The sequence below is a fragment of the Thioalkalivibrio sp. AKL8 genome (assembly GCF_000380525.1).
In the GTDB taxonomy this organism is placed as follows: Bacteria; Pseudomonadota; Gammaproteobacteria; order Ectothiorhodospirales; family Ectothiorhodospiraceae; genus Thioalkalivibrio; species Thioalkalivibrio versutus.
The window spans coordinates 62,478-87,182 of the sequence record NZ_AQYF01000006.1; the positions used below are offsets into that span (position 1 = coordinate 62,478).

Here is a 24,705-nt window from a genome sequence, read left to right on the forward strand (position 1 = left end):
TCTTGCTTGCATGTTCACTTGAGTCGAATCCCACGTCGGGTGCGGCCCTTGCCGGGTGTACCCGACTTGCCGCTCCCCTTGGGGGTGCTGCCGCTGTCCTTGCGGCCGGTCTTGCTGCTCGTGGTGCCGGTCTTGCTTGTCCCGCCGGCCTTCTTGTTGGATGCCGTCGACGCGCGCTTGTTCGCGCTCGCGCTGCCCGTTTTCCGGGTTCCGGTGCCCTTGCTGGTGCTGCTTGCGCGTCCTTGCGTGGCGTCACCGGACACGGACGTGTCGCCGGGGGTCTTTCTCGCGGCTGCGGTGGACTTGCCCTTCGCGCTTACCGAGGTGCCCGCTGGCGACTTCTTCGTAGCCTTGGTCCCCGCGGTATCGCCAGCACCCCGCGTGGAGCCGGCTTTCCCGGCACGCGACCCGACCGGGGTAGTCGATGCGGTCGTCTTGCCTGCCCCGGCGCGGGACGTGGTCCTGGAGGTGGCCGCCTGTTTCGCAGTCCCCGCGTCGGGCTTCTCAGCCTGAGCGCGGCTGGACGGCACGGCACCGGCGTCCTGGGCTCCGGCATTCCCGGTGGCGGGGGTGGAAGCCGCTCGCTCTGGGGTGCCGGTCGCCTCAGGTGCCTGCGCAACAGGGCCTGACGGCTTCGAGTCCGCCGACGGGTTTTCCGAACGGGACTGCGGAGTCGCCGCAGCCCCGCCGGAACCCGTGCCCAACGCGCCACCGCTCCCCGGGGCACCGCCCGTCGGCCCGCCAGGCCCGGCGGAGGGACCGCCCGATCCGCCGCTGGGCGGCGGGGGGCCGCCATCGCCATTGCGGCGGCGTTCAATGAAAGACCGAATCAGGCGCCCCAGGGCGAGCGCCAGGTCGCGCAGGCCCTCGATGAAAGCCACGACCAGGCATTTGAGATAAAGCCCCGCGTATTGCACGACCTGGGTGACCGGCCCGCCCTCGCGCGGGCCGAACAGGTCATTCCCCTCGCCGGATGCCCCCGGAGACGCACCCTGGGTCGGGCTGGCCGTCACACCGGCATGCACAGCATGGCCATTGCCATTGCCACAGCCCGCCGTGGCCGCACCGTCCTCGTCCAGGCTGGTCGGGCAGAAGGCACGGCGGCCGGAGATACAGCCCAGCGGGATCACCACCAGGGTCAGCAGGGTGGCCACCACCGTGCCGAACATCAGCGAGATCGCCATGCCCTGGAAGATCGGATCGAACAGGATCACGCTGGAGCCGGCCAGCAGGGCCAGCGCGGTGATGATGATCGGACGGGTACGCGCCTGGCAGGCCAGGATCATCGCGTCGCGCACGTCGTGGCCCTCGTCCACCGCCTGGCGACCGAAGTCCACCAGCAGGATCGAGTTGCGGACAATAATCCCCGCGAGCGCGATAAAGCCGATCATTGAGGTCGCGGTGAATTCGGCGTTCATCAGCCAGTGGCCGGGAATAATGCCGATCAGGGTCAGCGGGATCGGGGCCATGATGATGCCCGGCAACACGAAGTTGCCGAACTCCCAGACCACCAGCATGTAGATCAGGATCAGCGCGATCGCGAAGGCGATCCCCATGTCGCGGAAGGTCACGTACGTCACCGTCCACTCGCCGGCCCATTCGAAGGCGGTCGAGCCATCATTGGGCGGCGGCCCCAGCCAGTGCGGCTGCACCTGACTGCCATCCGGAAGACGGTAGTCCTCCAGCTGTTCCTGGACCTCCAGCATGCCGTACACCGGCGCGGCCAGACGCCCGACCACCTCGCCGGTCACGTACTCCACCGGACGCAGGTTCTTGTGGTAGATCGGCTCGTCCTGCGGGCGCTGGACGAATTCGCCCAGCTCGGCCAGCGGGATCGACCCGCCCTGCCGGGTGGAGATCGGCAGCATCTCCAGCTGCCGGATGTCATTGCGCGTTGCCATCGGCAGACGCATCTCGATCAAATGCGGCTCGACCAGCGACTGCGCCTTTACATCGCCCAGGATCTGCCCGCCGATCGCGGTCTCCAGGGTTCGATTGATGGTGTCCACGGTCACACCGCGGCGCAGCGCCTTGTCGCGATCCACATCGAAGTGCCAGACGTTGTGTGGCGCCTGCAGGAAGCTGTCCACATCGGCCACGTGCTCGGCACCGGCGAACATGCCCTCGAGATCGCGGGCTACAGCGCGGCGGGTGGCAGCATCAGGGCCGTAGATCTCGGCGACAATCGACTGCAGCACCGGCGGACCCGGCGGCATCTCGACCACCTGGATGCGCGCGCCGGCCGCCTCGGCCAGCGGGGTCAGGCGTTCGCGCGCCTCGGTGGCAATATCGTGCGAGGTCCGGCTGCGGTCGCCCTTGTCCACCAGCTGCACCTGGATGTCCCCCTGCCAGGGTTCGTTGCGCAGGTAGTAGTGCCGCACCAGGCCGTTGAAATTGAACGGCGACGCGGTCCCGACGTAGGACTGCAGAGCCACCACCTCGTCCATCTCGCGCAGGGCGCTGGCCATGTCGTGGCTCAGCGTCGCGGTCTCGGTCAGGGCCGTGCCCTCGGGGAAGTTCACCATCACCTGGAACTCGGGCTTGTTATCCAGGGGCAGCATCTTCACGCGGACGTCCGTGGTCATGAACAGGCTGACCATCAGGAAGAAGATCACGATGACGGCGATCAAAAAGGCGTAGCCGCGCACCCGGTTGTCGGCCAGCCCCGGGATTACCGTGCGGTAGAACCGCCCCAGCTTTTCCGCCTGGCGATGTTCCTTGTCGGTGGCCTTTTCCAGATACGCCATGCTCGGACGCAGGCGCTGGGTGAGCCACGGGGTGAATACAAACGCCGCCACCAACGAGAACAGCATGGCCACGGACCCCAGCACCGGGATCGGCTGCATGTACGGGCCCATCATCCCGGAGACGAAACCCATCGGCAGCAGGGCCGCGATGACCGTGAAGGTGGCCAGGATGGTCGGGTTGCCGACCTCGCGCACCGCATCCACCGTGGTCTCGGTATCGATGCCGCGCTTCATCAGCCAGCGTCGGTAGATGTTTTCCACCACCACGATGGCGTCATCGACCAGGATGCCGATGGAGAAGATCAGCGCGAACAGGCTGACGCGATCGATGGTGTAGCCCAGCAGCCACGCGCTGAACACAGTGAACAGGATCACCACCGGGATCACGATCAGCACCACGACCGCGGCACGAACCCCCAGGAACAGGCCCACCAGGATGGTCACTGCGAAGGTGGCGATGAACAGCTTGAAGAGCAGCTCGTTGACCTTCTCGTTGGCAGACTTGCCGTAGTTGCGCGAAACCGCCACCTCGACGTTGTCCGGGATCACGCTGCCCTTCAGACGCTCCAGGCGCTCGAGCACGTCGTTGGCAACGGTCACCCCGTTGCTGCCGGGCTTCTTGGCAATGGCCAGCGTGACCGCCGCCGCGCCTTCCGGTGCCGCATCCGGTTGGGGTGCTGCCGGACCGGAGTAGTGGCGCACGAACCGCTCCAGCTCGCCCGGGCCGTACGTTACCTCGGCCACATCGCGCAGATAGACCGGCTGGCCGTCACTGACCGCAACCAGGAGTTGCTCGAGATCGGCCGCACCGGTGAAGAAACGCCCGGTGTACACCGCAGTACTCAGCCCCCCGCTCTCGATGCGTCCAGCCGCGCCTTCGACATTCGCCGACTGCACGGCCTGGGCGATCTCGTCCAGGCTGATGTCATAGCCCGCGAGGCGTTCCGGCAACACCTCGATGCGCAGACGCTCCTCGCGCCCACTGACCACGAAGCTCTGGTTGGTGTCGGGGACCTCGTTCAGCTGCTGCTGCGCATCCAGCGCAATCTGACGCAACAGGGCATCGTCCACCTCATGCGACCAGAAGGTCAGGTTGACCACCGGCACGTCGTCCGCACCCTTGGCCTTGACCATGGGCTCGCTGACGCCGGGCGGCATCAGGTCCCGATTGGCGATCAGCTTGTCGTGCACCTTGACGATGGACGACTCCATCTCCTCGCCAACGTCGAACTGCACGGTCACCATCGCCTCGCCGCGATGCGACACGGAGTAGACGTTGTCCACCCCGGACAACTCGCTCATCAGCCGCTCCAGCGGCCGCGCCGCGAGGCTCGCCACCTGCTCGGAGGGCACGCCGGGGTAGGACACCATGATGTCCACCATCGGCACGGAGATCTGCGGGTCCTCCTGGCGCGGCGTCACCATCAGGCCGAGAATGCCGATCGCGATACTGGCGATCAGCAGCAGCGACGACAGCGGCGAATGAATAAAGGCCGCCGCCATGCGCCCGGCAATGCCGGGGTCACCGTGTTTCTGCCGGAAACCGGTCTCGGATTGTTTGTCGTCTTCGGCCATCGAGCTTGAACAGTCCTGTTGTCAGTCTGGCGTCCCGAGCACCGGTTCGGCCGGCGCGTCGCCACCGGTGCTCCTGCCAGGGGGCAGCAACCGGCGCTGATAGTCCCGGCCTGCAGCCGGGTATGGAGCCCTACATACGGCTCCAGGGGTCCGTGACACCGTCGCGGCGTCCGACGCCCGAATCCGGGGAACCGCGCCCCACGGGCTGGCCGGAACGCACACCCGCGCCCGGTCGGGCCAGGATCTGCATGCCCGGCTCCAGCCCGGAGGTCACCACCACCTGGTCGCCGCGTCCGCCACCCAGGCGCACCATGCGCACGCGGACGTGGCCCTCGCCATCCAGCACGGCCACGCGCGGCAAGGCACCGCCCGGGATCAATGCCGAACGCGGGATCACGACCCGGTTACTGGAAAGCTCGCCCTGCGGCAGATGCACCGCCGCATGCATGCCCGGCCCACCGCGCACGCCCTGCGGCAGGTCGAACTTGACCGTGACGGTGTGGCGCTGCGGGTCAGCCAGGGGGAAGATCCGGGCGACCCGGGCCTCCACTTCGTCACCGGTATCCAGCCGCACCTGCACGTAGTCGTCTTCCTGCAGGCCGCTCACCAGCCGCACCGGCACCTGCGCCTCGACGCGCAGGAATTCGACATGGCCGAAGCTCACCAGCGGCTGGCCGGGCTGGACGGTATCGCCCTCTTCCACGTGCTTGTGCATCACCAGGCCATCGAAGGGCGCCTCGGACCGGGTGTCGCGGATGGCCGCGTCCAGTTCGGTGACCCGGGCCCGGGCCTGCTCCCAGCGCGCCTGCGCCTGATCCACGCCGATGTAGCGGGAATAGAGATCCGTACGGCGATCCAGCGCGGGATCGCCCATGCCCATGACCTGGCCCATCGGCTGGGTGAACATCTGGTCGAACATCGACGGCACGCCCATGCCCGGCATCTGGCCAATGCTGCGCGACTGCGGCGAGACCATCTCGCGGCCGTACTGCATCTGGGCCTCGCGGATCGCGGCCTCGGCGGTGCGCATCTCGGCCTCGGCCGCCTGGCGCTGGGCGCGCAGCCGGTCGTCGCTGATCGCCACCAGCACCGCCCCCTGTTCGAAGCGGTCGCCCTCGGCGCCCGCCACATCCACCACGCGCCCCGCGGATTGCGCGGTCAGGGTGACTTCACGATAGGGGACCACGGTGCCACTAACGGTCTGGGTGGCCGCCTGATCCGGCTCCACCGTGAGGATCGGACCAGCGGCGTGGGCCGCCGAGATGCCGAACAGCGGCAGGGCCAGTGCGGTACCCAGGAGGGTGCGGGCCAGGAGGCGTCGGGAAACTCGCGCAAACATGATCGTCAGTACCTCGCGTCGAACGCCGCGATGGGAGAAGGTGTCGAGCCGTGCTGCCCACACGGGCACCGGGCCTCGGATCGGGGGATGGCCGCACTGGGGCGCGCGGCAACGAAGCCCGCTTGGCGGGGGCGTTCTGCCGACTGACGACCGAGGCGGATATCCATTGCCCATAGTTGTAGAAGAACTCATGCCGAACTACAAGCAACGTACATGCCAATATAGCGACTTTCTTATAAAACAATCATTTAATTAGGATTTACTGATATTCAAACAATGACTGTTGCAACACCCCCGTTTCGCGCTATAACCGAGACAGGGATTGGCGAAACGGGCCATACCGGGGGTGTTGCAGGTGCCCCCGGATGTTGCAACACCGCACCGCTTCCGCCGACCCCTCCAACAAGAAAAGGAGGCGGGATGACCACAACCGAACTGGCCGAGATCTGCATCCGACACAGTCGGGACCCACACCTCATCAGCGATACCCGGGGCCGTGTCCTGTTCGCCAACCCGGCCTTTCACCAGACGCTGCAAATCCCCTCCGATGCCCGCCTCACCCTGGCGAACCTCGGACCACTGAATCTCGAACAACACCTGCAAGAGGCCGCCATTGCCGCCGGCGAGCACGATGCCGACGCCAACAGCACGCCGCACGCCCTGCACTTCTCGCTAATGGCGGAACTGGACGACGAGACCCTCCCGCTGGAGGTGATCAGCCAGCCACTGCGCCTGAACGATGACCAGCGCGCGCTGCGTCTGATCACCCTGCAACCGCAGCGCCGGCGAACAACCGCGGTGGAAACCGTCAGCGAGGACGGACAGGACGGGCTCGAGGACAGCCACTTCCATTCCCACGACGCCAGCTGCCGGCCCACGCTGCAGTTCGCACGGCGCGTGGCCGCCAGCGACGTGCGCGTGATGCTCATGGGCGAATCCGGCACCGGCAAGACGCGCCTGGCCCGGGCCATCCACCAGTCCAGCCGCCGCATCCGTGCCCCGTTCGTCGAGATCAACTGCGCGGCGATCCCCGAGGAGCTGCTGGAATCCGAACTGTTCGGCCACGCCCGCGGGGCCTTCTCCGGGGCGGTCAACGACCGGGTCGGGCGCTTCGAGGCGGCCGACGGCGGCACCTTGTTCCTCGACGAGATCGGCGAGATGAGCCCGCGCCTGCAGGCCAAGCTGCTGCGCGCGGTCCAGGATGGCGCCTTTGAACGCGTCGGCGAGAACACCACCCGGCAAGTGGATGTGCGCATCCTTTCCGCGTCCAATCAGAACCTGCGCAGCCGCGTCGAGGCCGGCGCGTTCCGCACTGACCTGTTCTACCGCCTCGCGGTCGCCACGGTGGAAATCCCGCCGCTGCGCGAGCGTCCCCGGGATCTGGAAGCCACCCTGCAGGCCTACGAGGTGCACCACGGCATCCGCATCGCGCCGCATCTGAAGGAACGGCTGCAGGAGCACCCCTGGCCGGGCAACTTCCGCGAGCTGGAGAACGTCTTCGAGTGTCTGACCCTGCACGCCCGCAACGGTCAGGTGGACGACTTTCCCCTGCCCCAGCCGATCCGGATGGATGCCGATGCGGCGGACACGATCCATGCGCCGCGCACCAACCGCCATGACCCGGCCCACGCTCCCGATGGCCAACCGCACGACCGGGCGGGCCACCCGACCCGCGACGGCCAGCCCAGCGAGCATCCGGAAGCCCGGCGCCTGCGCGAGGCACTGGTCGCCCATGCCGGAAACCGCTCGCAGACCGCCCGCGCCCTGGGCATCGATCGCAGCACCCTGTGGCGCAAGCTGCACCGCTACCAGCTAGTCTGAACCTGCGGCAGGCAGACGACCGCCCCCACAAGAAAAGGCCCCGGAGGTGTGCACCCCCGGGGCCTTTTCGGTTGCCCTGCCCGCACCTTCCGGCGGCGCGAAAGACCTAGCGGTACTGTCGCAGGTGGCGGGCGCCATCGCGGTGGTGGCGGTCATAAACCGGCGCCAGGCGCTCGATCATCGAACGCCGCTCCCTCGTCGGCAACAGCCCCAGGGCGCTGTCCCAGGCCCGCATCGCGCCCGCGGCATCGTCAGCGGCATACAGGGCGTTGCCCAGCTCGCCGTAGAGGTCGGCACGCTGCGCCGAGGTGGCCGGAATGTCTTCCAGTGCCGTGCGCAGCACCTCGACCGCCTCCTCGGGTCCGCCCCGCCAGTAGGCGACACGCCCGGCCTCCAGCGCCTCCTGCACCTGCCGCGCGACCTCTTCTTCGCTCATCGGCTCGCCGGTGGCCCGGAGCTGCGCCTGTTCCTGCGGGTCCGGAATCGGGCGCTGTGCGCTGCCCTCGTCCTCACGCTCGTAGGCCTCGCCCGTCATCGGGTCCATGTCGCCCTCCGACAAACGCCCCTCACGCGGCGCCGTTTCGTCCGCTGGGGCCGGGGCATCCTCGGCCACTGCAACGGCCTCGACATCCGTGTCCTCCGGCACCGCATCGGCGCTGGGGGCCAGCACATCGCGCGCCGACCAGGCGATCAGCCACAGCACGATCACGATCACGATCCAGTAGCGATTAACGAAACTTCTCTGCTTGTTATCTGCCTGTTCCATGCCTCACCTTTTCCGGTTTTTCCATTGGCGGAGCGACTCGGGCAACACGGATGAATGCATTCATCAGCGCTTCTCCGGGCTCTCCGTCAAGCGTTCATTCCATTACCTATTTCTATCCTGCACCGAAACGCCTTCCAGAGCGAACAGGATAATGGACAGCACATCGGCGCCAATTCTCCCTTGTAAGGGGATGCTGATTAAAACACCCGGGCGGCGTGGGTCAGCGCAAACCGAGCACATCCTGATGCCCGACGGTCAGCTCGACCTCGCCGCGCGCGAGCGCCACGGCGCGCGCCTTGCCCCAGGCTCGCAGATCCGCCGCCCGGCCCGGGTCAATCGCGCTGGCCGCGGCCACCCAGCCGTCGATCAGGGCCACACCCAGCGCCGCCCGATGCGCGTCAATCCGCCAGTCACTGGCGCAGGTTTGCACCCCGTACCCCAGCCCCTCGAGCCGCGCCGCACAGGCCGGCGCGGCGGTCGGCCCCAGGGCCGGCCCGAACCCTTTGTCCGAGCGCTGGTGCCGATTGACCGCGTCCTCCAACTCGGCATCCAGGGCATGCGGCTGCGACCAGCGAATCCGCCCGTCATAACTCAGTGCGAACAACACCGCGGCACCCTGTTCGGCGCAGGCCGCAAGCAACCGGTCCAGCCAGGCCTCCGAAACCAGATCCAGCAGCGCCGAACCGGTCACCAGCGACGATCCGCCCGCGAGGGCCGCACCCGGATCGTCGGCCAGGTCGCTCACGCACCGCTCGAGCTCGATCCCGGCGCCGGGAGCGCCGGCGCGGGCCAGCAGCCCGGCATCGTGATCCACCAGCCGCCAGTGTTGCGGGGGCGGCAGTCGCGGCGCGAGGTAGCGCAGGTTGGAGCCGGTGCCACTGCCCAGATCCGTCACCTGAAGGGGGCCGGCGACACGACGCCCAGCCAGATGCGCACGCAGGGATTCGACCAGGGCCTCCGGCCGGGCGGCATGATCGGCTGCCTCGCGCAGGGCCAGCCAGTCGGCGTCGAAGGATTCCGTCATTGCAGCCACTCCTCCAGCGTCTGTTCCAGTGCGGCCACCGCACCATCCCAGTCCGAACGTTCCGCCATCGCGTCGCGTGCCATCCGCCCCATCCGGTGGCGCGCTCCAGCATCGGTCAACAAGGCGTCGATGGCCGCGGCAAGCGCCCCGATATCTCCCGGCGGAACCAGCCGGCCGGCCGCCTCCGGCACGGTCGCAGGGATCGCCCCACCGGTGGTACCGATCACCGGCAGGCCGCGCGCCATCGCCTCGGTATAGGCCATGCCGAAGCCCTCGTAAGCGCTGGGCAGGACAAACAGCGAGGCCCGCCCGTACCAGCCCTCCAGCGCCGCATCGTCGCATTCGCCGGCCCACTCGATCCGGTCTCCAAGCCCGGCCTCGGTGATCGCCGCCTCCACCCGCTGCACATAGGCCGCGTCCCGCACCCGCGAACCCACCAAGACCGCCCGCCAGTCCGTGGTCCGTATGCACGCCAGGGCCTGCACCAGTTCCAGCTGGCCCTTGCGCGGCACGACCGAGCCCACACAGAGCAGCAGCGGGCGCTCGCCGGGACCGGGCCCCAACGCCTGCGGGCGCGGTTCGATCCCCGGCGGTATCGCCTGGAGCCGCCCGGAAGACACCCCCCAGGTGGCCACCTGCCCGGCGGTGAAGGCACTCGTGGCCAGCACGCCCTCGACCTGACCCACAGCAGCGCGTTCACGCGCCAGCAGGTCATCGGCCCGCGCCGGTTCCAGCCCGGTCTCCAGGCCTAGCGGGTGATGCAGCAGATAGATCAGATGCAGGCGCTCGGCGTGGCGGGCCAGCACCCCGGGAAAGGCACCCGCCGCCAGGCCATCCAGCAGCACGGCCCGCCTATCGGGAAAGCCCGCAAGCGCGGCGTCCAGGGCCGACTCGGCCGCCGGGTTCGGCCCGGGGAATGCCCCCTCCAGCTCGCGCACCGTGACCGTCCAGCCGCGCGCCCTCAAGCCCGCGACCATGCGCGCATCGTAGCGATACCCGCCGGTGCGCTGCTCCAGCGACCCCGGCACCACCAGGCCGAGCTCACGCATTCGGCTCAGGGTGCCGCCTCGTAGCTGGCCCAGGCCACGTGCGACTCGTTCAGGGTTACGCACACCGCGTCCAGCTCGCGGGCCGATTCGCCCAGCTCGCCGGCATGGATGGCGCGCGCCACGCGCTGGTGCAGTTCATGGGCGAGGAATTCGGTGGTGGTGTTCTGGCCGCGAAAATCCTCGCGCTCGTCCAGATTCTGGTAGTTCAGGTCGCCCAGGAGGGCCTTGACCACCTCGCTGGCGCAGCCGATATCCACCACCAGCCCGTCGGCATCCAGGGCCTGGCGGCGGAAGGTCACGTCGACCACGTAGGTCGCGCCGTGGAGCTTCTGGGCCGGGCCGAAGGTCTCGCCGGCAAAGCTGTGGGCGATCATAAAATGATCACGGACGTTCAGGCTGTACATCGGGCAGTTCCCCGCAGGTCGCGTTAATCGGAAAAGGGTCAATAACGGATACGGTGGCACAGCGTGCGTTCGGCCTCAGGCCCGGAGACACGCTGCATCGCCGTCGGCAGGTCGGCGAACGCATCCTCGCCACTGATCAGCGCATCCAGCGCCGGATCGGTCAGCAGCGACAGCGCCAGCGCCAGGCGGCGGCGATAGTCCCAGCGCGCCGCGCGCTCCGGCGGGATGCGTCCGACCTGCGAGCTGCGCAACGTCAGCCGCCGCGAGTGAAAGGCCTCGCCCAACGGCGCCGGCACCGGCTGATCGCCGTACCAGCTCATCTCCACCACCCGGGCCTCGACCCCGGCGAGCGCCAGCGCCTGCTCCAGCCCGGCCGGGTTGCCGCTGGCATGCACGACCCCGTCCAGGCCCTGCAGGTCCGGATTCGCTTGCGCCGCGTCCGGGGTGCAAAGGCTCAACCCCAGCCGGGCCGCCACGGCCTCGCGCTGGGGGTTGGGGTCGATCAACGTCACCTCGGTGCCGGGGATCGCGCGCAGCAGCCAGGCCACCAGCAGCCCGACCACCCCCGCCCCGATCACGGCGATGCGATCCCCCGGACCGGAGTGCGCATCCCAGACTGCGTTGATCGCCGTCTCCATGTTGGCCGCCAGCACCGCGCGCTCCGCGGGCACCGCATCCGGGATCGGGACCACCGCGGCCGCGGGAACGACGTAGGCGCTCTGGTGCGGATACAGACAGAACACCCGCTGCCCGAGCGGCGCATCCCCTTCGTCCCCCGCCTCGACCGTTCCGACGCTGATGTATCCGTACTTGACCGGCCCGGGGAACTCGCCCGCCTGGAACGGCGCGCGCATTGCCTGATGCTGGCTCGCGGGGACCCGGCCATGAAAGACCAGCGACTCGGTCCCGCGACTGATCGCGGAAAACTGCGTGCGCACCCGCACCTCCCCCGACACCGGCTCCGCCAGTGCCTCCGGGCGCAGTTCGCCCGTGCCGGGACCGACCACCCAGAAGGCCTGTTCGGGAGCCGGCGTGTTCACCGGAAGCACTGCAAGGTCAGGGTGCAAGGCGGCGTCATCATCCGCGCAGTGTGGGCGAAGCGTATTCCAAGCGGCAACTCCCGGCGCGCGGCGTGGTCGCAAGGCAAGGCCCCGGAGACCTCCCACGGAGGGCTACAATCCCCCCATGGAATCATCCACCGCCAAACGTCGCTCCGCGGCGCGGATACGGACCGGTCTCCGCGTCTGGGCGGCCGACGGGCTCGTCGCCGGCCTGCTGGGCCTGGTCGTCACGGCAACGCTGATGCTGCACGCCGAACTGGGACCGCACGCAATCATCGGCTTTGTCGTGCTCTGGTTCATGCTCGGCGCCCTGCTCGCCACCACCACCCCCCCGGACGGACTGGCCCGGGACGGGCGTGGCCCCGGCCCGGCCAACCGGGTCACGCTGCTGCGCGCCGCCCTGACCGCACCCCTGGGGGCCCTGGTATTCGCCCCCCCTGCCACGGGTGACCCATTGCTGGCCCTCTGGGTGATTGCGCTGGCGGGTCTGGCCCTGCTGCTGGACGGGCTCGACGGGGCCGTCGCGCGGCGCACCGACAGCGCCACCGCATTCGGCGCCCGCTTCGACATGGAATTGGACGCAGCGATGATCCTGGCTTTGTCCGTGCTCGCCTGGCAGATGACCGCGGTCGGCCCCTGGGTGATCCTGATCGGGCTGATGCGCTATGCCTTCGTGCTGGCCGCCCGCCCCTGGCCCTGGCTGGCCGGGGCGCTGCCACCCAGCCGCCGCCGCCAGACCGTCTGCGTGCTGCAGACCGTAGTGCTGCTTCTGGTGCTGATCCCCGGCCTGCCCGCCAGCGCCGCCATCACCATCGCCCTGGCCGGCCTGCTGGCCCTCGGCCTGTCCTTTGCCGTGGATATCCACTGGCTCTACCGCCACCGACCGGAGGTGTGTCATGACTGACGCCCGCAACCACCGCTTTTCCAGCCGCCTGCGCTCCGCGCTCCTGACCTGCCTGATGACCGCGACCTTCGCCCTGCCCGCTGCCGCCCTGGCCGATGCCGACCGCTGGGTCATCGACCCCGACCACTTCGCAGTCGGTTTCCTGGTCGATCACGCCGGCTACGCCAAGGTCATGGGCATGTTCCTGGAGGCCGAGGGCGAGTTCACCTTCGACCCGGACTCGGGCGAACTGGAGGGCGGCTTCTTCGTCATCAAGACCGACAGCGTGTTCACCAACCACGCCGAGCGCGACGACCACCTGCGCAACGAGGACTTCCTGCACGTCGAGGCGTACCCGGAGATGCGCTTCACCGCCACGCGCTACCAGCCCACCGGCGAGAACACCGGGCGCCTGAGTGGCGGCCTGGAGCTGCTGGGCGAGACCCGCACCATCCATCTCGACGTGACCATCAACAAGGTCGGGCGCTACCCGTTCCCGCTGGGTGGCCTGTTCGGCCGCCCGTACGTGCTGGGGGCGTCGATGCGTGGCAGCTTCGATCGTTCCGATTTCGGCATGACCTACGGCCTGACCCGCGACATCGTTGGCGACGAGGTCGAACTGATGATCGAGTTCGAGGCGCAGCGGCAGTAACGGACGGCCGCCTGAATGGGTTCACCACGAACACTCAAAGAGACGAAGGAAACACCGGGGCGTGTAACCACAGAGGGCACCCAAGGCACGGAGCATGGAAGGCTCCCGGCCTGCCGCGCAGGGCGGGCGCGACGGCTCTGGACGGAAGACCGCGTGATCGCGGGGTCCGGGGGCATCCGGACGCAGCGGCTCCGACACCCGGGACCAAAACACTCCCGCGTCATCCCGGCCGTAGCGCAGCGCAGAGCCGGGATCTCCAGCCCATGACCCCCACGCCGCCGCGCACCCCCGCGAGATCCCGGATCACCGCTTCGTGGTTTCCGGGATGACGATGTAGGAGGCGCCTGGAGACACGGGCCCGCACGGGCCTTGAGCCTGGCTGACGCTCGTTGCTAATCAGGAAACGAAAAGGCCCCGGGTAGTAACGCGCCGGGGCCTTGCAGGGCGAAAGGACTGGGGGGGGGCGTCAGGCGGTCGTGTTGATGTTGGTGCCCACGTTTGCCGGCAGACCCTGCGTGGCGGCCTGCATCTCGCCAATGTCGGGCAGTGCCTCCAGCATCGACTGAGCGGCCATCTCCTGCGACTCCATCGCCTTCTTCTGCAGGGCCACATCTTTCTGCATGGCCAGCTGCTGCTGGCTTTGCTGGGTGGCCGTTGCGGCAATCGCGCTTGCGTCCATCCTGGTACTCCCGAAATCTGAATGTACAGGCCCGCCAGCGCTCAGGACGACGGACCTGCCCCCGGTGACGGCCGTATCCCGCAAGACTTGAGCCTCCATGCACGATTTTTTCGCACGCGGGAGAATTTTCAACGCACAACCGCACGAACGACCATCAGCACCGGAACTCTCGTCGCCGATCCTTCCCCTTCTTCCCGCCTGCGTGCCCTTCGTGGTGAACAAGGTCCTCGACCTTCAATCAGTCTTCCCGGCGTTGTGTCCGGCAGGACCTTCGGGCGCTCGGCAGACCCGCGCGGCAAAGCGCCGCATCACGCCACGGGCCACGCGATCCTCGGGTTCGATACAGAACCCGGCCTGCTCCACCGCGGCCTCGGTATCGCGATTCGGATGGCAACCGCCGGTGACGCAGGTCCAGGCCGGCTGCACCCGGTCCTGCGCCCGTCCCAGCAGCGGGCGGGTGTGGCGCACATGCTCCAGCATGCGCAGCGCGCCGCCGTCCGCCAGCACCCGGCGCACCTCGCCCAGAGCCCGCGGCGGGTCCTGGACGCTGCAGAAAACCAGGCCGGAGACCACGCTATCGAACACCCCATCCGCAAATGGCAGCGCCTCGGCCTTCGCCACCACCAGCGGGACCGTCGGCGCACGGCGTCGCGCCCACCGCAGCGCGGCCAGGTCCGGATCCATGCCGATCACTTGCGTCGGATCCGCGTACAGCGGCAGATCGCGCCCGGTCCCGCAGCCGACCTCCAGCACCCGGCCTTCGGCGCCCTCAACCAGGCGCCGTCGCCAGCGACGCAGCCCCAGAAGATCGGCACCGGCCATCAGGCCGTCATACAGCCAGGGGATCTGTTCAAGACCGCGCATCGCGACTCCGTGGGTGCCAGGGGGGGGAGAAATGTGACGCATGCCACATTCTTTCGGCGGGTGGCAGGAACCTGTTTCCACAGTCCCTGTCCACTTATACAAGTTGCGGAAATCATCGGCTCGTGGCAACGGCAGCCGGTGATCCGCCGTTCGGACGCAAACCCTCCATCACACGGGTGTCCGAATGATCTTTGGCCCGGCGTCTTCGCCGGGCCATTTTTTTGTGTGGCCGCTCCGACCGGTACAGGCTGACGCGTTCGCGCCAGCACAGCGTCCCCCTCAGTTGCCGGTACGCCCGATCAGGTTGAGGAACTCGCGCCGGGTGCGGCCGTCCTCGCGGAAGGCGCCCAGCATCACCGAGGTCGCCATGGAGGAGTGCTGCTTCTCCACCCCGCGCATGGTCATGCACATGTGCTTGGCATCCACCACCACGCCAACCCCCTTGGCCCCCGTCACCTGCATCAGCGCCTCGGCAATCTCGCGGGTCAGGCTCTCCTGGATCTGCAGCCGTGCAGCGAACATGTCCACGATGCGGGCAATCTTCGACAGGCCGATCACCTTGCCATCGGGCAGGTAGGCGACATGCACCTTGCCGATGATCGGCAGCAGGTGATGCTCGCACAGGGAGTACAACTCGATATCGCGCAGCAGGACCATCTCGTCGTTATCGGACGAGAACAGCGCATCATTCACGATGGTGTCCAGGTCCTGCTGGTAGCCACGCGTCAGATATTGCATGGCCTTGGCTGCGCGCATCGGCGTGTCCCGCAGGCCCTCGCGTTGCGGATTCTCGCCGAGCCCGGCGAGAATCTCGCGGTAGTGCTCGGCGAGTTGTTCCGGGGCGGCCAGCGGCTGGCCCGAGGCAGGGGTGGCCGTCGGCTCGTCGGCCATGCGGTCATCTGCGTTCATCGATGGTTCCTTGTTCTCGTTCATTCTCGCGTTCTTCCTCTTTCCTGCTCAGGCCGCGATGGTGACCGCGAGGCCGGAGGCCAGGGCCAGCATCGCGCCCACGGTCAGCACCAGGCGCAGACCGAGATAGCCACGGGGCAACGCCCGCCGTTGCAGGCTCAGCCGATCCACCCACCACACCCCAAGAAACAGCACGGCCAGCGTCATCAAGGCCTGCGGCAGCGGCTGCAGCACCGCCAGCCAGGCCAGGACGGACGGCACCACCGCCCACACCGGCGCCGAGAGCGGACCCACCCGGTGCTGCCGATCCGCCAGATAGATTCCCCAGTGGACCGCCCCCAGGAACGACAGGATCACCGCACCATAGAGCGCCAGGGCCTCCAGTGCGAAAACCTGCCATTCGGGCTGGGCCATCCAGGCCCCGATGCCGAAGAACGCGAAGGGTAGCAGCCCGGCGTACCCGAGCACCTGCAACGCAGGTGCCGGGGTATCCGGTCGCGCGCCCTCGCCGCGCGCCTGCAGGGCCCGGTGGCCCAGGTACTCGCGCAGTTCAGGGAGGCCGCCGATCACCCCTTCGCGCGTCACAAACAGCGGCAGCACCGCGGCGCCGGTGGCCTGTTGCAACGCATGGAACTGCTCGCGGTTATGGGCCGAGCCCATGCCCCACTCCAGCCGCTGCCAGCGCCCCGGGGCCGTCGCCTTCAGAAGCGCCTCGGCATCCCGGAAATCCGACAGCCCGGAGGTGATGCCCACGATCTCGTGGGTCGTCAGTGCATCGCGCACCTCTGCCGGCCACTCCGGTGCGCCCGCTTGCGCCTGCTTGTCTGTGTTCACGATCCGCGTCTCCCGCTGCACCTGTTTCGCGGTAAACCGCCCTCCTATTGGAAGCCGGGGAACTTTTTACCGCCACCATTTACAAATATTGTACAGTTATTGTATAAGATGTACATCGCCCTGCGGCCCGGAGATCCACCACCATGCAACGCTCGCGCATCGCCGTCATCGGCGGAGGCATCGCCGGCCTGTCCGCCGCCTGGATTCTGCAGACCCGGCACCAGGTCCAACTGTTCGAATCGGAACCGGAGCTCGGCGGCCATGCCCATACGGTGGAGGTACCCGATCCGCAGGGCCACACGGCCATTGATACCGGCTTCGTGGTCTACAACGAGCGCAACTACCCCCTGCTCACCCGCCTGTTCACGGAACTCGACGTCCCCACCCAGGATACGGACATGTCCTTCGGCTACTCGCGCCAGCCCGCGGGCGTCGAGTATGCCGGCTCCGATCTGAACACCCTGTTCGCGCAGCGCCGCAACCTGGTGCGCCCGACCTTCCTGCGTATGGCGCGCGATATCCTGCGCTTCAACCGCCTGGGCAAGGGCCTGTTCGAGCGTGGCGAAAGCCCGGAGGGCACGCTCGGCGCGTTCCTCGCCCGACACCGACTGGGCCGCGGCTTCGCCGAGGACTACCTGCTGCCGATGGCGGCCGCGATCTGGTCCTGCCCGCCCGAGGAGATCCGCGAGTTCCCGGCCGCCAGTTTCCTGCAGTTCTTCCACAACCACGGCCTGCTGGATCTGCGTGATCGCCCGCAGTGGCGCACGGTGGTCGGCGGCAGCCGCGAGTACGTCCAGCGGCTCGCGGAGCGCCTGGAACCCGGCAGCGTGATTCACCAACCGGTGCGCGCAGTGATCCCCGAGGCCGACCGGTGGCGGGTCCTGACCCACGATCAGGCAGCGGGGTTCGACGCGGTCGTGTTCGCCTGCCACGCCAACACCGCGCGCTGGCTGCTGAACAAGGCCGACCCGGCGCGCGAGCGTCTGCTCGCCGCCTGCCGCTTCCAGCCCAACCGCGCGGTACTGCACACCGACCCGGCGCTGATGCCCCGCTCGCGCCGCGTGTGGTCCTCCTGGAACTATCTCTCCGGGCGCTCCACCCAGGCGCGCGACAGCGTCTCGGTCTCCTACTGGATGAACCGCCTGCATCGCCTGGAACGGCGCCAGGACTACATCATCAGCCTGAACCCCTGGCGCGAGCCGCACCCGAACACCGTGCTCGGCGAACAGCACTGGGAACACCCGGTCATGGACACCGCGGCGGAGAAGGCGCGTCAGCGCCTCGCGGCCACCCAGGGCGAGAACAACCTGTACTTCGCCGGTGCGTGGATGGGCTACGGCTTCCACGAGGATGGACTGCGCTCGGCCGTTTCCATCGGGCGATCGCTGGGCATCGAACCGCCCTGGTCCTGCCCTGCGGACCCCCCCATGCAGACCGCCCGCCAACCGGGCTCCGCCATTCACGGCGGCGTAGCGGCACCGGCGCACGCGCCGCCTGCGCAATCCCGGAGCGCGTGAATGGACGCCGCCCTGGTCCATGGCACGGTGCTGCACCAGCGGTTCTTTCCGCAGCAATATCGCTTTCGCTACCCGGTAACCAGCGCGCTGTTCGATATCGATCGCCTGGCGGAGACCACCCGGCACTGCCGTCTGTTCTCGCTGAATCGCTTCAACCTCTTCAGCCTGCGCACCCGCGACCACGGCCCGCGCGATGGACGCCCCTGGCGCCCGTGGATCGAGGCCCACCTGGCCGAACACGCCATCGACCTGGCCGGTGGCCCGATTCACCTGCTGACCATGCCGCGCGTCCTCGGGCACGCCTTTAACCCGCTCAGTGTCTGGTACGCCCGGCATGCCGACGGCGAACTGCGCGCCATCCTGCTGGAGGTGCGCAATACCTTCGGCGAGCACCACCACTACCTGCTGCACGAGAACGGCGCCCCCATGGCCCTCCCCGTGCGCCAGGAAAAGAACAAGGCCTTCCACGTCTCACCGTTCATCGACATGCACGCGCGCTACGCCTTCACCCTGACGCCGCCGCGCCTGCAGTCTGGCGCATCGCTGCGCATCGCGATCAACGAATACCAGGACCAGGACCTGATGCTGGTGGCCTCGCAACACGGGCGCCTGCGCCCGTTCAGCGACCGCGCACTGCTGGCCGCCTTCCTGAAGAAACCCTGGATGACCCTCAAGATCCTGCCGCTGATCCACTGGCAGGCTCTCAGAATCTGGTGGCGCGGCGGGCGCTATCACCCACGGCCCGCACCCCCCGCACAGGAGATCGACTAATGGCCCTCGACCACATCGACACCCCGCAGGAAGGCACAACCCGGCCCGACTGGGCCCTGCGCCTGGTTGCCCGCGCCCTGAAGGACATCGACACCGGGCAGATCACCCTGATCGGTCCGTCGGGCGACCGCATCACCGTGCGCGGGCGCAAGGCCGGCGTCGAGGCGGTATGGCACTTCCGCCGCCCGTGGCGGGCCATCCTGCGCCTGCTGCGCCACGGCGATATCGGCTTCGCCGAAGGCTTCATCAGTGGCGACTGGATCACCCCCGACCTGCAGACGCTGCTGCGCTTCGCCACCGACAACGAACAGGCCCTGGCGCCGATGGCCGAGCGCCCGACATGGCAGCGTGCCATCGACCGCATGCGCCACTGGATGCACCGCAACAGTCGCCGCGGAAGCCGCGCCAATATTCGCTTCCACTACGATCTCGGCAACGACTTCTACAACCTGTGGCTGGACCGCACGATGAGCTATTCGTCGGCACTGTTCACCCGCGGCGACGAGGCCCTGGAACAGGCCCAGGCGCAGAAGTACACCCGCCTGCTGGATCAGCTGAACGCCGAGCCCGGCGCACACATCCTCGAGATCGGCTGCGGCTGGGGCGGCTTTGCCGAGATGGCCGCGCAACGTGGCTACCGCGTCACCGGCGTGACACTCTCGCAGGAGCAACTCGACTATGCCCGCGCCCGCATCGAACGCGCCGGCCTGAGCGACCGCGTGGAACTGCGTCTGCAGGACTATCGCGACCTGCAGGGCACCTTTGATCACGTGGTCTCGATCGAGATGTTCGAGGCCGTGGGCGAACACTGGTGGCCGACCTTCTTCGCCAAGGTCCGCAGCTGCCTGCGCCCGGGCGGCCGCGCGGCGCTGCAGGTCATCACCATCGCGGAAGAGGCCTTCGAGTACTACCGCCGCAACGCGGACTTCATCCAGCTCTACATCTTCCCCGGTGGCATGCTGCCCTCGGTCCCGCGCTTCAACGCAGAGGCCGAGCGCGCCGGGCTCGCGGTCGAGGACCAGGCCCTGTTCGGCGAGGACTACGCGCGCACGCTGCGCCACTGGCACCGGGAGGTCCGCCAGGCGGAGCCGGTCATCGAGGCGCTGGGCTACTCGCAGTCGTTCCTGCGCATGTGGCGCTACTACCTCGCCTATTGCGAGGTCGGCTTCGACACCGCCCGCGTGAACCTGATGCAGGCGGTTCTGCAAAGCCCCGTCCAGCCCGCCGCGCCGGGCCATGACCCCGCGAACCGATGAGGTGAGCACCCTTCGCTGGCCGCGGCTGTTCGCCTACGGCGGCCTGGGCATGCCCCTGGCCGTCCTCGGCCTGCCGCTGTATGTCTTCCTGCCCGCGCACTACGCCGAGCACACCGGCCTGGGCGTCACCCTGGTGGGCGTCTTCCTGCTCTTGGCACGGCTGCTCGATGTCGTCACCGACCCGCTGATCGGCCATCTGTCCGACCGCATCCCCGGCGCCTGGCGGCGGCGCGCGGTCATGCTGGCGGGCGTCCCGCTGCTGCTGATCGCCGCGCCCTTCCTGTTCCGCCCACCGGCGGATGCCGGCGCCTGGTATCTGCTGATCTTCAGCACCCTGGTCTACCTCGGCTGGACGCTGGTCGCCCTGCCCTACGCCGCCTGGGGCGCCGAGCTCTCCGGTGACTACCACGAGCGCTCGCGCATCACCGCCACGCGCGAGGGCTTCGTCGTCCTGGGCACGGTAACGGCCGCCGCGCTCCCCGCGGTCCTGGGCCTGCAGGACGATGCCGGCGCGGCGCTGGCCACGCTTGCAGTCCTGCTGTGGGTGCTGCTGCCGATCGCCTTCGTCGTCCTGCTCTGGCGAGTGCCGGAGCGCCCGGGGCGCCTGGCACCGGTGCCCTGGCGCGCCGGCTGGACCCTGCTACGGTCCAACCAGCCGTTCCGCCGCCTGGTCCTCGCCTGGGTCCTAAACGGCACCGCCAACGCCATCCCGGCCACCCTGTTCCTGCTGTTCATCACCCACGTACTGGAGGCCCCCGGACACGCCGGGCCACTGCTGCTGGTCTACTTCGCCACCGGCATCCTTGCGCTGCCCCTGTGGCTGCGCCTCGCCCGCCGGATGCCCAAGCACCGGGTGTGGACGCTCTCGATGCTGCTCGCCTCGGCCTTCTTTATCTGGGTCCCGTTCCTCGGTTCCGGCGATGTACTCGCGTTCTACGCCATCACCGTATTGACCGGGCTCAGCCTCGGTGTGGACCTGGCGCTGCCGGCCGCGATGCAGGCCGACGTGATCGACCAGGACACCGCCGACGGCGGCGGCGAGCGCGCCGGACTGTTCTTCGGGCTGTGGGGCATGGCCACCAAGCTGGCCCTGGCCCTTGCGGTGGGTCTCAGCTTCCCGCTGCTGGGCCTGGCCGGCTTCTCGGCCGACGGTGACAACGGCTCCACCGCCCTGCTCGTGCTGGCGCTGGCCTACGCCGGCCTCCCGGTGCTGTTCAAGCTCGCGGCGATGGCCCTGATCTGGCGCTTCCCCATCGACGCCGACGCCCAGCATGCCCTGCGCGAACGCATCCACGCGCGCGAACGCGCCGCGCCTTCAGCCCAGCCCAGAGGAACCACCCCATGAATAGCCACGCCACCCGCCGCGGGACCCTGCTCGCATCCATGCTGCTGCTTGCACTGTTCCTGACCGTCGCACCCGCCAGAGCCACGACCGAGATCGACGGCGTCCGCTTTGCCGACGCGGTCACGATCGACGACACGACCGTCCCGCTGCGCGCCGGGCGGCTCTATCGCTACACCATCTTTCGGGTCTACGTCGGCGCGCTCTACGTCCCGGAGGACGTCGCTCCGGACGATGTGCTGACGGCCGACGTGCCCAAGCGCCTGGAACTGGAGTACCTGCGCGCCATCAGCGCCGACGACTTCCGCAAGAGCGGCAACCGCCTGCTGGAAGACCAGCAGACCCCGGAAACCCTTGCAGCCCTGTCCGACCGACTCGAGACCTTCAACGCCGCCTACCGCGACATGGAGGCCGGCGACCGCTACGCCCTGGAATACCGCCCGGGCCACGGCACCCGCCTGCTGCAAAACGGCACACCGCTGGTCGAGGTCCCCGGCCACGACTTCGCCACGGCCTACTTCGGTATCTGGCTGCACCCGGAAGAGCCCCTGTCCGGTCGCTTCCGCGACACCCTGATCGGCCAACGCTGAATCCGTCGCATCCCGGTTGCCCGCAGTTGCATTCGCGCAAGTGCATCGCAGGCTCAAACCAGGCGCCAAACGTTCACCGGTCATCGCGAGGCGCGAAGCGCCGTGGCGATCGCACCGCCCTGCTACCCGCACGCGTCCATGGATGGCCGCGCGGCGCGCACAACGACAAAAGGCACCTCCGTTTCGATTGGTTCGCGCGGCTCACGATCCGCTAACTGACTCACAGGAAGATTGCCCCAACGTAGACTAAACTTTTCCGTTCGGGACCCAGGGCCAGGAAGGCCGGGGAGCCATTCATCCACCCGTCCGCTCGCGTACGGATCGGGGCTCTCCCTCACAGCGTTCCGACGGAGGATTGCCATGCAACACCGCATCGCCTTCCGGGAGGCCACCTGGCCTGCCGACGCCGAGGCACTGTCCCAAGTTCGCTGCGAGGTCTTCGTCGAGGAACAGGGCGTGCCCGAACCACTGGAGTTCGACGGCCTGGACGCCGCCGCCCTGCACTGGCTGGCCACCGGGCCAGGGGACGAACCGGTCGGCACCCTGCGCATGCTGCCTTCCGGCCAGATCGGCCGCATGGCCGTGCGCGAATCCTGGCGCGGACACGGCATCGGCTCGCGCCTGCTGGACTGCGCCGTCCACGCCGCCGCCCGCCACGGCTGGCGCGAGGTCTGGCTGAACGCCCAGAGCACCCGCATCGGCTTCTACGCCCGCCACGACTTCTTCGTCATCAGCGACACCTTCGAAGACGCCGGCATCCCCCACCGCCGCATGCTCCACCGCATCCACTCCCCGATCCCACGACCCAGCCAACCCTGGAGCCACCCGAACCACGGCCTGGCCGCGCATCCGCTATAGCCTACCCCCCCGGGGCCGGGCTCCTCGTGATGCGATTCGCTACGCTCATCGGCATCCTACGAGGGTCATTATGGGGGCCGACTCGCCCGCGAATCGGCAGCACCCCTCACCCCGCAACGCCCACAAACGTAGGGTGCATTGAGCCCTGCGAATCGCACCACTCACGGGGCGGGGGCATCCACCCCCCACGATGCGATTCGCTGCGCTCATCGGCATCCTACGAGGCATTCTGTGGGAGCGTGCCTGCACGCGAATCCCCGCCCCGAAACCAACGAATTCCGTGATTCCCGGAGCCGCACGAAACCACCACCGAACCCAGAGATGCGAACACACCCGCACTCGCCTATGCTGAGAGAAGCACCCAGCCCGCGAGCGAAACGCCGATGACCACCCCCGAACGCGACCCGACCCTGATCGACGCCGAGGCCCTGCTGGCCGAACTCCTGGCCGCCACCCGCCGGCGCCTCTGGCTGCATGCCCGCGTCGGGCTCCTGGCCGAGATCGCGGGTGCCGACCTCGGCGCCGAGCTGGCCGGCATCGCGCGCCGCCATCGCCACACCGATATCCGCCTGCTGGTGGACGACGATCTCGCCCTGAAGGAACAACTCCCGAGCCTGGTCGAGAGCATCAAGCGTCTGCCCAGCGCCGTCTCGGTGCGCCGGCTGGTGGCCGCGGAGGAAAGCCCGCTCACCGTCACCGCCATCGCCGATCACAGCGGCTGGATGCAGCTCACCCAGGCCGGCGGCCGCCGCATCCTGCGCGGCGACGTCGAGGACCGGCCCGGCACCCAGCGCGCAGCCCAGGACTTCGAGGCCAACTGGAGTCTCAGCGATGAAGCCGTCGAGCTCCGCCGCCTCCTCGTCTGACATGCCCCGCATGGTGGATCGGCGCCGCTGGCTACGGGTCGCCCTCGCATTAGCCGCCGGCACGCTCCTGCCTGTAGCCGCGCTCGCGCGTGAACCCCACGCCGAAGTCGCCGTCCTGCCGCTGCAAAACCGCCCGGCCCACAGCCTGCTGCCCGAGCTCAAGGCCCTGTTCGGCGACACCGCCACCCTGCGCGGCGACGGCTTCCGCCTGCTGGTGCGCGCCGACGCCCGCACCCTCCAGCAGATCCGCGAGGTCGTCACCGAACTCGACGCCCCGACCCAGGACCTCATCCTCTCCGTGCGCCGCCACAGCGACGCCCCGCGCACCGAACGCGGAACCGGTATCGATCTCGAGAGCGGCCCGGAAGGCACCGAAGGGCGCATCACCACCCAGCGCCTGCGCACCACGCGCCGCAACGACCAGACCCAGCACCTGCGCCTGCGCGAAGGCACCGATGCGATCATCCTGGTGGGCGAGACCCGCACCGCCGGCTTCCGCATCATCCACGGCCGCGCCGGCGTCGGCGTCGAACCCCTGCTACAGGACACCGCCCGCGGCTTCCGCGTGCGCCCCCAGGTGCAACCCGACGGCCGCGTGCGCGTCGCCATTGCCCACCTCCACGAACGCCCGCTCGCGCGCGGCGCCGTGGACCGCGACGCCGTGGATACCCAACTCACCCTGGAGCCGGGCGCCTGGCATACCCTCGGCGGTGCCCACAGCAAGAGCGCCGCCGAGCAGCGCGGCCTCGCCTCCCGCCGAACCACCCGCGACCGCGACACCCTCACCCTCGAAATCCGCGTCGATCCCGTCCGCTGAACCGCCCGGGTTGGGCACCCCAGCACTTCGACCGTATCCGGCGCCGAACACCACACCCCCACAACGCAAAAAGGCCCCAAC

At 68.6% G+C, this 24,705-nt stretch carries 22 protein-coding genes; 11 read left to right on the plus strand and 11 right to left on the minus strand.

What is annotated here, in order from left to right; genetic code table 11:
• Window positions 1-14 precede the first annotated feature (14 nt).
• Window positions 15-4,322 (minus strand): efflux RND transporter permease subunit, encoded by a 4,308-nt coding sequence (locus G335_RS0104470; protein WP_018176021.1) that lies wholly within the window; start codon window positions 4,320-4,322, stop codon window positions 15-17.
• Window positions 4,323-4,452: 130 nt separating this feature from the next.
• Window positions 4,453-5,661, minus strand: a complete 1,209-nt coding sequence (locus G335_RS0104475; RefSeq protein WP_018176022.1) for an efflux RND transporter periplasmic adaptor subunit — start codon at window positions 5,659-5,661, stop codon at window positions 4,453-4,455.
• A 420-nt stretch (window positions 5,662-6,081) separates the two neighbouring features.
• Between G335_RS0104475 and G335_RS0104480 the strand changes: the two genes are divergently transcribed.
• Complete coding sequence (locus G335_RS0104480; protein WP_018176023.1) at window positions 6,082-7,482, plus strand: sigma-54-dependent Fis family transcriptional regulator; 1,401 nt, start codon at window positions 6,082-6,084, stop codon at window positions 7,480-7,482.
• 106 nt (window positions 7,483-7,588) lie between these two features.
• Here the strand turns inward: G335_RS0104480 and G335_RS0104485 are convergent, their stop codons facing one another.
• From G335_RS0104485 to G335_RS0104505, 5 genes are all read right to left on the minus strand, one after another.
• Window positions 7,589-8,248, minus strand: a complete 660-nt coding sequence (locus G335_RS0104485; protein WP_018144426.1) for a hypothetical protein — start codon at window positions 8,246-8,248, stop codon at window positions 7,589-7,591.
• Between the two features lie 220 nt (window positions 8,249-8,468).
• Window positions 8,469-9,272 carry a class I SAM-dependent methyltransferase gene (locus G335_RS0104490; protein ID WP_018176024.1) on the minus strand — a complete coding sequence of 268 codons (804 nt, stop codon included), beginning with the start codon at window positions 9,270-9,272 and terminating at the stop codon, window positions 8,469-8,471.
• On the minus strand, window positions 9,269-10,321 hold the full coding sequence (locus G335_RS0104495; RefSeq protein WP_018144428.1) for a glycosyltransferase family 4 protein: 1,053 nt from the start codon (window positions 10,319-10,321) through the stop codon (window positions 9,269-9,271). Before G335_RS0104495 ends, G335_RS0104490 begins: the two co-directional genes overlap by 4 nt.
• Window positions 10,322-10,326: 5 nt before the next feature.
• Window positions 10,327-10,725, minus strand: coding sequence for a 6-carboxytetrahydropterin synthase (locus tag G335_RS0104500; protein WP_018144429.1), 399 nt, complete (start codon window positions 10,723-10,725; stop codon window positions 10,327-10,329).
• Between the two features lie 38 nt (window positions 10,726-10,763).
• Complete coding sequence (locus G335_RS0104505) at window positions 10,764-11,774, minus strand: zinc-binding alcohol dehydrogenase (RefSeq protein ID WP_018144430.1); 1,011 nt, start codon at window positions 11,772-11,774, stop codon at window positions 10,764-10,766.
• A 136-nt stretch (window positions 11,775-11,910) separates the two neighbouring features.
• Here G335_RS0104505 and G335_RS0104510 point away from each other — a divergent pair, with 136 nt between their 5' ends.
• Window positions 11,911-12,690: a CDP-alcohol phosphatidyltransferase family protein gene (locus G335_RS0104510; protein ID WP_018144431.1), complete on the plus strand. Its 780-nt coding sequence runs from the start codon at window positions 11,911-11,913 to the stop codon at window positions 12,688-12,690.
• Window positions 12,683-13,321 (plus strand): YceI family protein, encoded by a 639-nt coding sequence (locus tag G335_RS0104515; RefSeq protein WP_018144432.1) that lies wholly within the window; start codon window positions 12,683-12,685, stop codon window positions 13,319-13,321. Before G335_RS0104510 ends, G335_RS0104515 begins: the two co-directional genes overlap by 8 nt.
• Before the next feature lie 466 nt (window positions 13,322-13,787).
• Here the strand turns inward: G335_RS0104515 and G335_RS0104520 are convergent, their stop codons facing one another.
• The 4 genes from G335_RS0104520 to G335_RS0104535 form a co-directional block, all read right to left on the minus strand.
• A complete protein-coding gene (locus G335_RS0104520) occupies window positions 13,788-14,000 on the minus strand; it encodes a putative motility protein (protein WP_018144433.1) in 213 nt (70 codons plus the stop codon).
• 234 nt (window positions 14,001-14,234) lie between these two features.
• Window positions 14,235-14,864: a class I SAM-dependent methyltransferase gene (locus G335_RS0104525; protein ID WP_018144434.1), complete on the minus strand. Its 630-nt coding sequence runs from the start codon at window positions 14,862-14,864 to the stop codon at window positions 14,235-14,237.
• A gap of 279 nt (window positions 14,865-15,143) precedes the next feature.
• Window positions 15,144-15,797 carry a GTP cyclohydrolase I FolE gene (gene folE, locus G335_RS0104530; RefSeq protein ID WP_018144435.1) on the minus strand — a complete coding sequence of 218 codons (654 nt, stop codon included), beginning with the start codon at window positions 15,795-15,797 and terminating at the stop codon, window positions 15,144-15,146.
• Between the two features lie 24 nt (window positions 15,798-15,821).
• Window positions 15,822-16,628 (minus strand): DUF3429 family protein, encoded by an 807-nt coding sequence (locus G335_RS0104535; RefSeq protein WP_018144436.1) that lies wholly within the window; start codon window positions 16,626-16,628, stop codon window positions 15,822-15,824.
• A 122-nt stretch (window positions 16,629-16,750) separates the two neighbouring features.
• Here G335_RS0104535 and G335_RS0104540 point away from each other — a divergent pair, with 122 nt between their 5' ends.
• The 8 genes from G335_RS0104540 (at window position 16,751) to G335_RS0104575 (ending at window position 24,624) form a co-directional block, all read left to right on the plus strand.
• Complete coding sequence (locus G335_RS0104540) at window positions 16,751-18,124, plus strand: NAD(P)/FAD-dependent oxidoreductase (protein ID WP_018176025.1); 1,374 nt, start codon at window positions 16,751-16,753, stop codon at window positions 18,122-18,124.
• The gene (locus tag G335_RS0104545) at window positions 18,125-18,895 is read left to right on the plus strand and encodes a DUF1365 domain-containing protein (RefSeq protein WP_018176026.1); all 771 of its coding nucleotides are present in this window, start codon (window positions 18,125-18,127) and stop codon (window positions 18,893-18,895) included. It abuts the gene before it with no gap.
• Window positions 18,895-20,151, plus strand: coding sequence for a cyclopropane-fatty-acyl-phospholipid synthase family protein (locus G335_RS0104550; protein WP_018176027.1), 1,257 nt, complete (start codon window positions 18,895-18,897; stop codon window positions 20,149-20,151). Before G335_RS0104545 ends, G335_RS0104550 begins: the two co-directional genes overlap by 1 nt.
• On the plus strand, window positions 20,132-21,496 hold the full coding sequence (locus G335_RS0104555; protein WP_018176028.1) for an MFS transporter: 1,365 nt from the start codon (window positions 20,132-20,134) through the stop codon (window positions 21,494-21,496). The genes G335_RS0104550 and G335_RS0104555 overlap by 20 nt, the downstream gene beginning before the upstream one ends.
• Window positions 21,493-22,083, plus strand: coding sequence for a chalcone isomerase family protein (locus G335_RS0104560; protein ID WP_018176029.1), 591 nt, complete (start codon window positions 21,493-21,495; stop codon window positions 22,081-22,083). The genes G335_RS0104555 and G335_RS0104560 overlap by 4 nt, the downstream gene beginning before the upstream one ends.
• Window positions 22,084-22,443: 360 nt before the next feature.
• Window positions 22,444-22,941 carry a GNAT family N-acetyltransferase gene (locus tag G335_RS0104565; RefSeq protein WP_018176030.1) on the plus strand — a complete coding sequence of 166 codons (498 nt, stop codon included), beginning with the start codon at window positions 22,444-22,446 and terminating at the stop codon, window positions 22,939-22,941.
• A gap of 383 nt (window positions 22,942-23,324) precedes the next feature.
• Window positions 23,325-23,807, plus strand: a complete 483-nt coding sequence (locus G335_RS0104570) for a hypothetical protein (protein ID WP_018176031.1) — start codon at window positions 23,325-23,327, stop codon at window positions 23,805-23,807.
• Entirely contained in the window at window positions 23,773-24,624 is an 852-nt protein-coding gene (locus G335_RS0104575; protein WP_018176032.1) for a hypothetical protein, read from the plus strand. The genes G335_RS0104570 and G335_RS0104575 overlap by 35 nt, the downstream gene beginning before the upstream one ends.
• The last annotated feature ends 81 nt before the right edge of the window (window positions 24,625-24,705 follow it).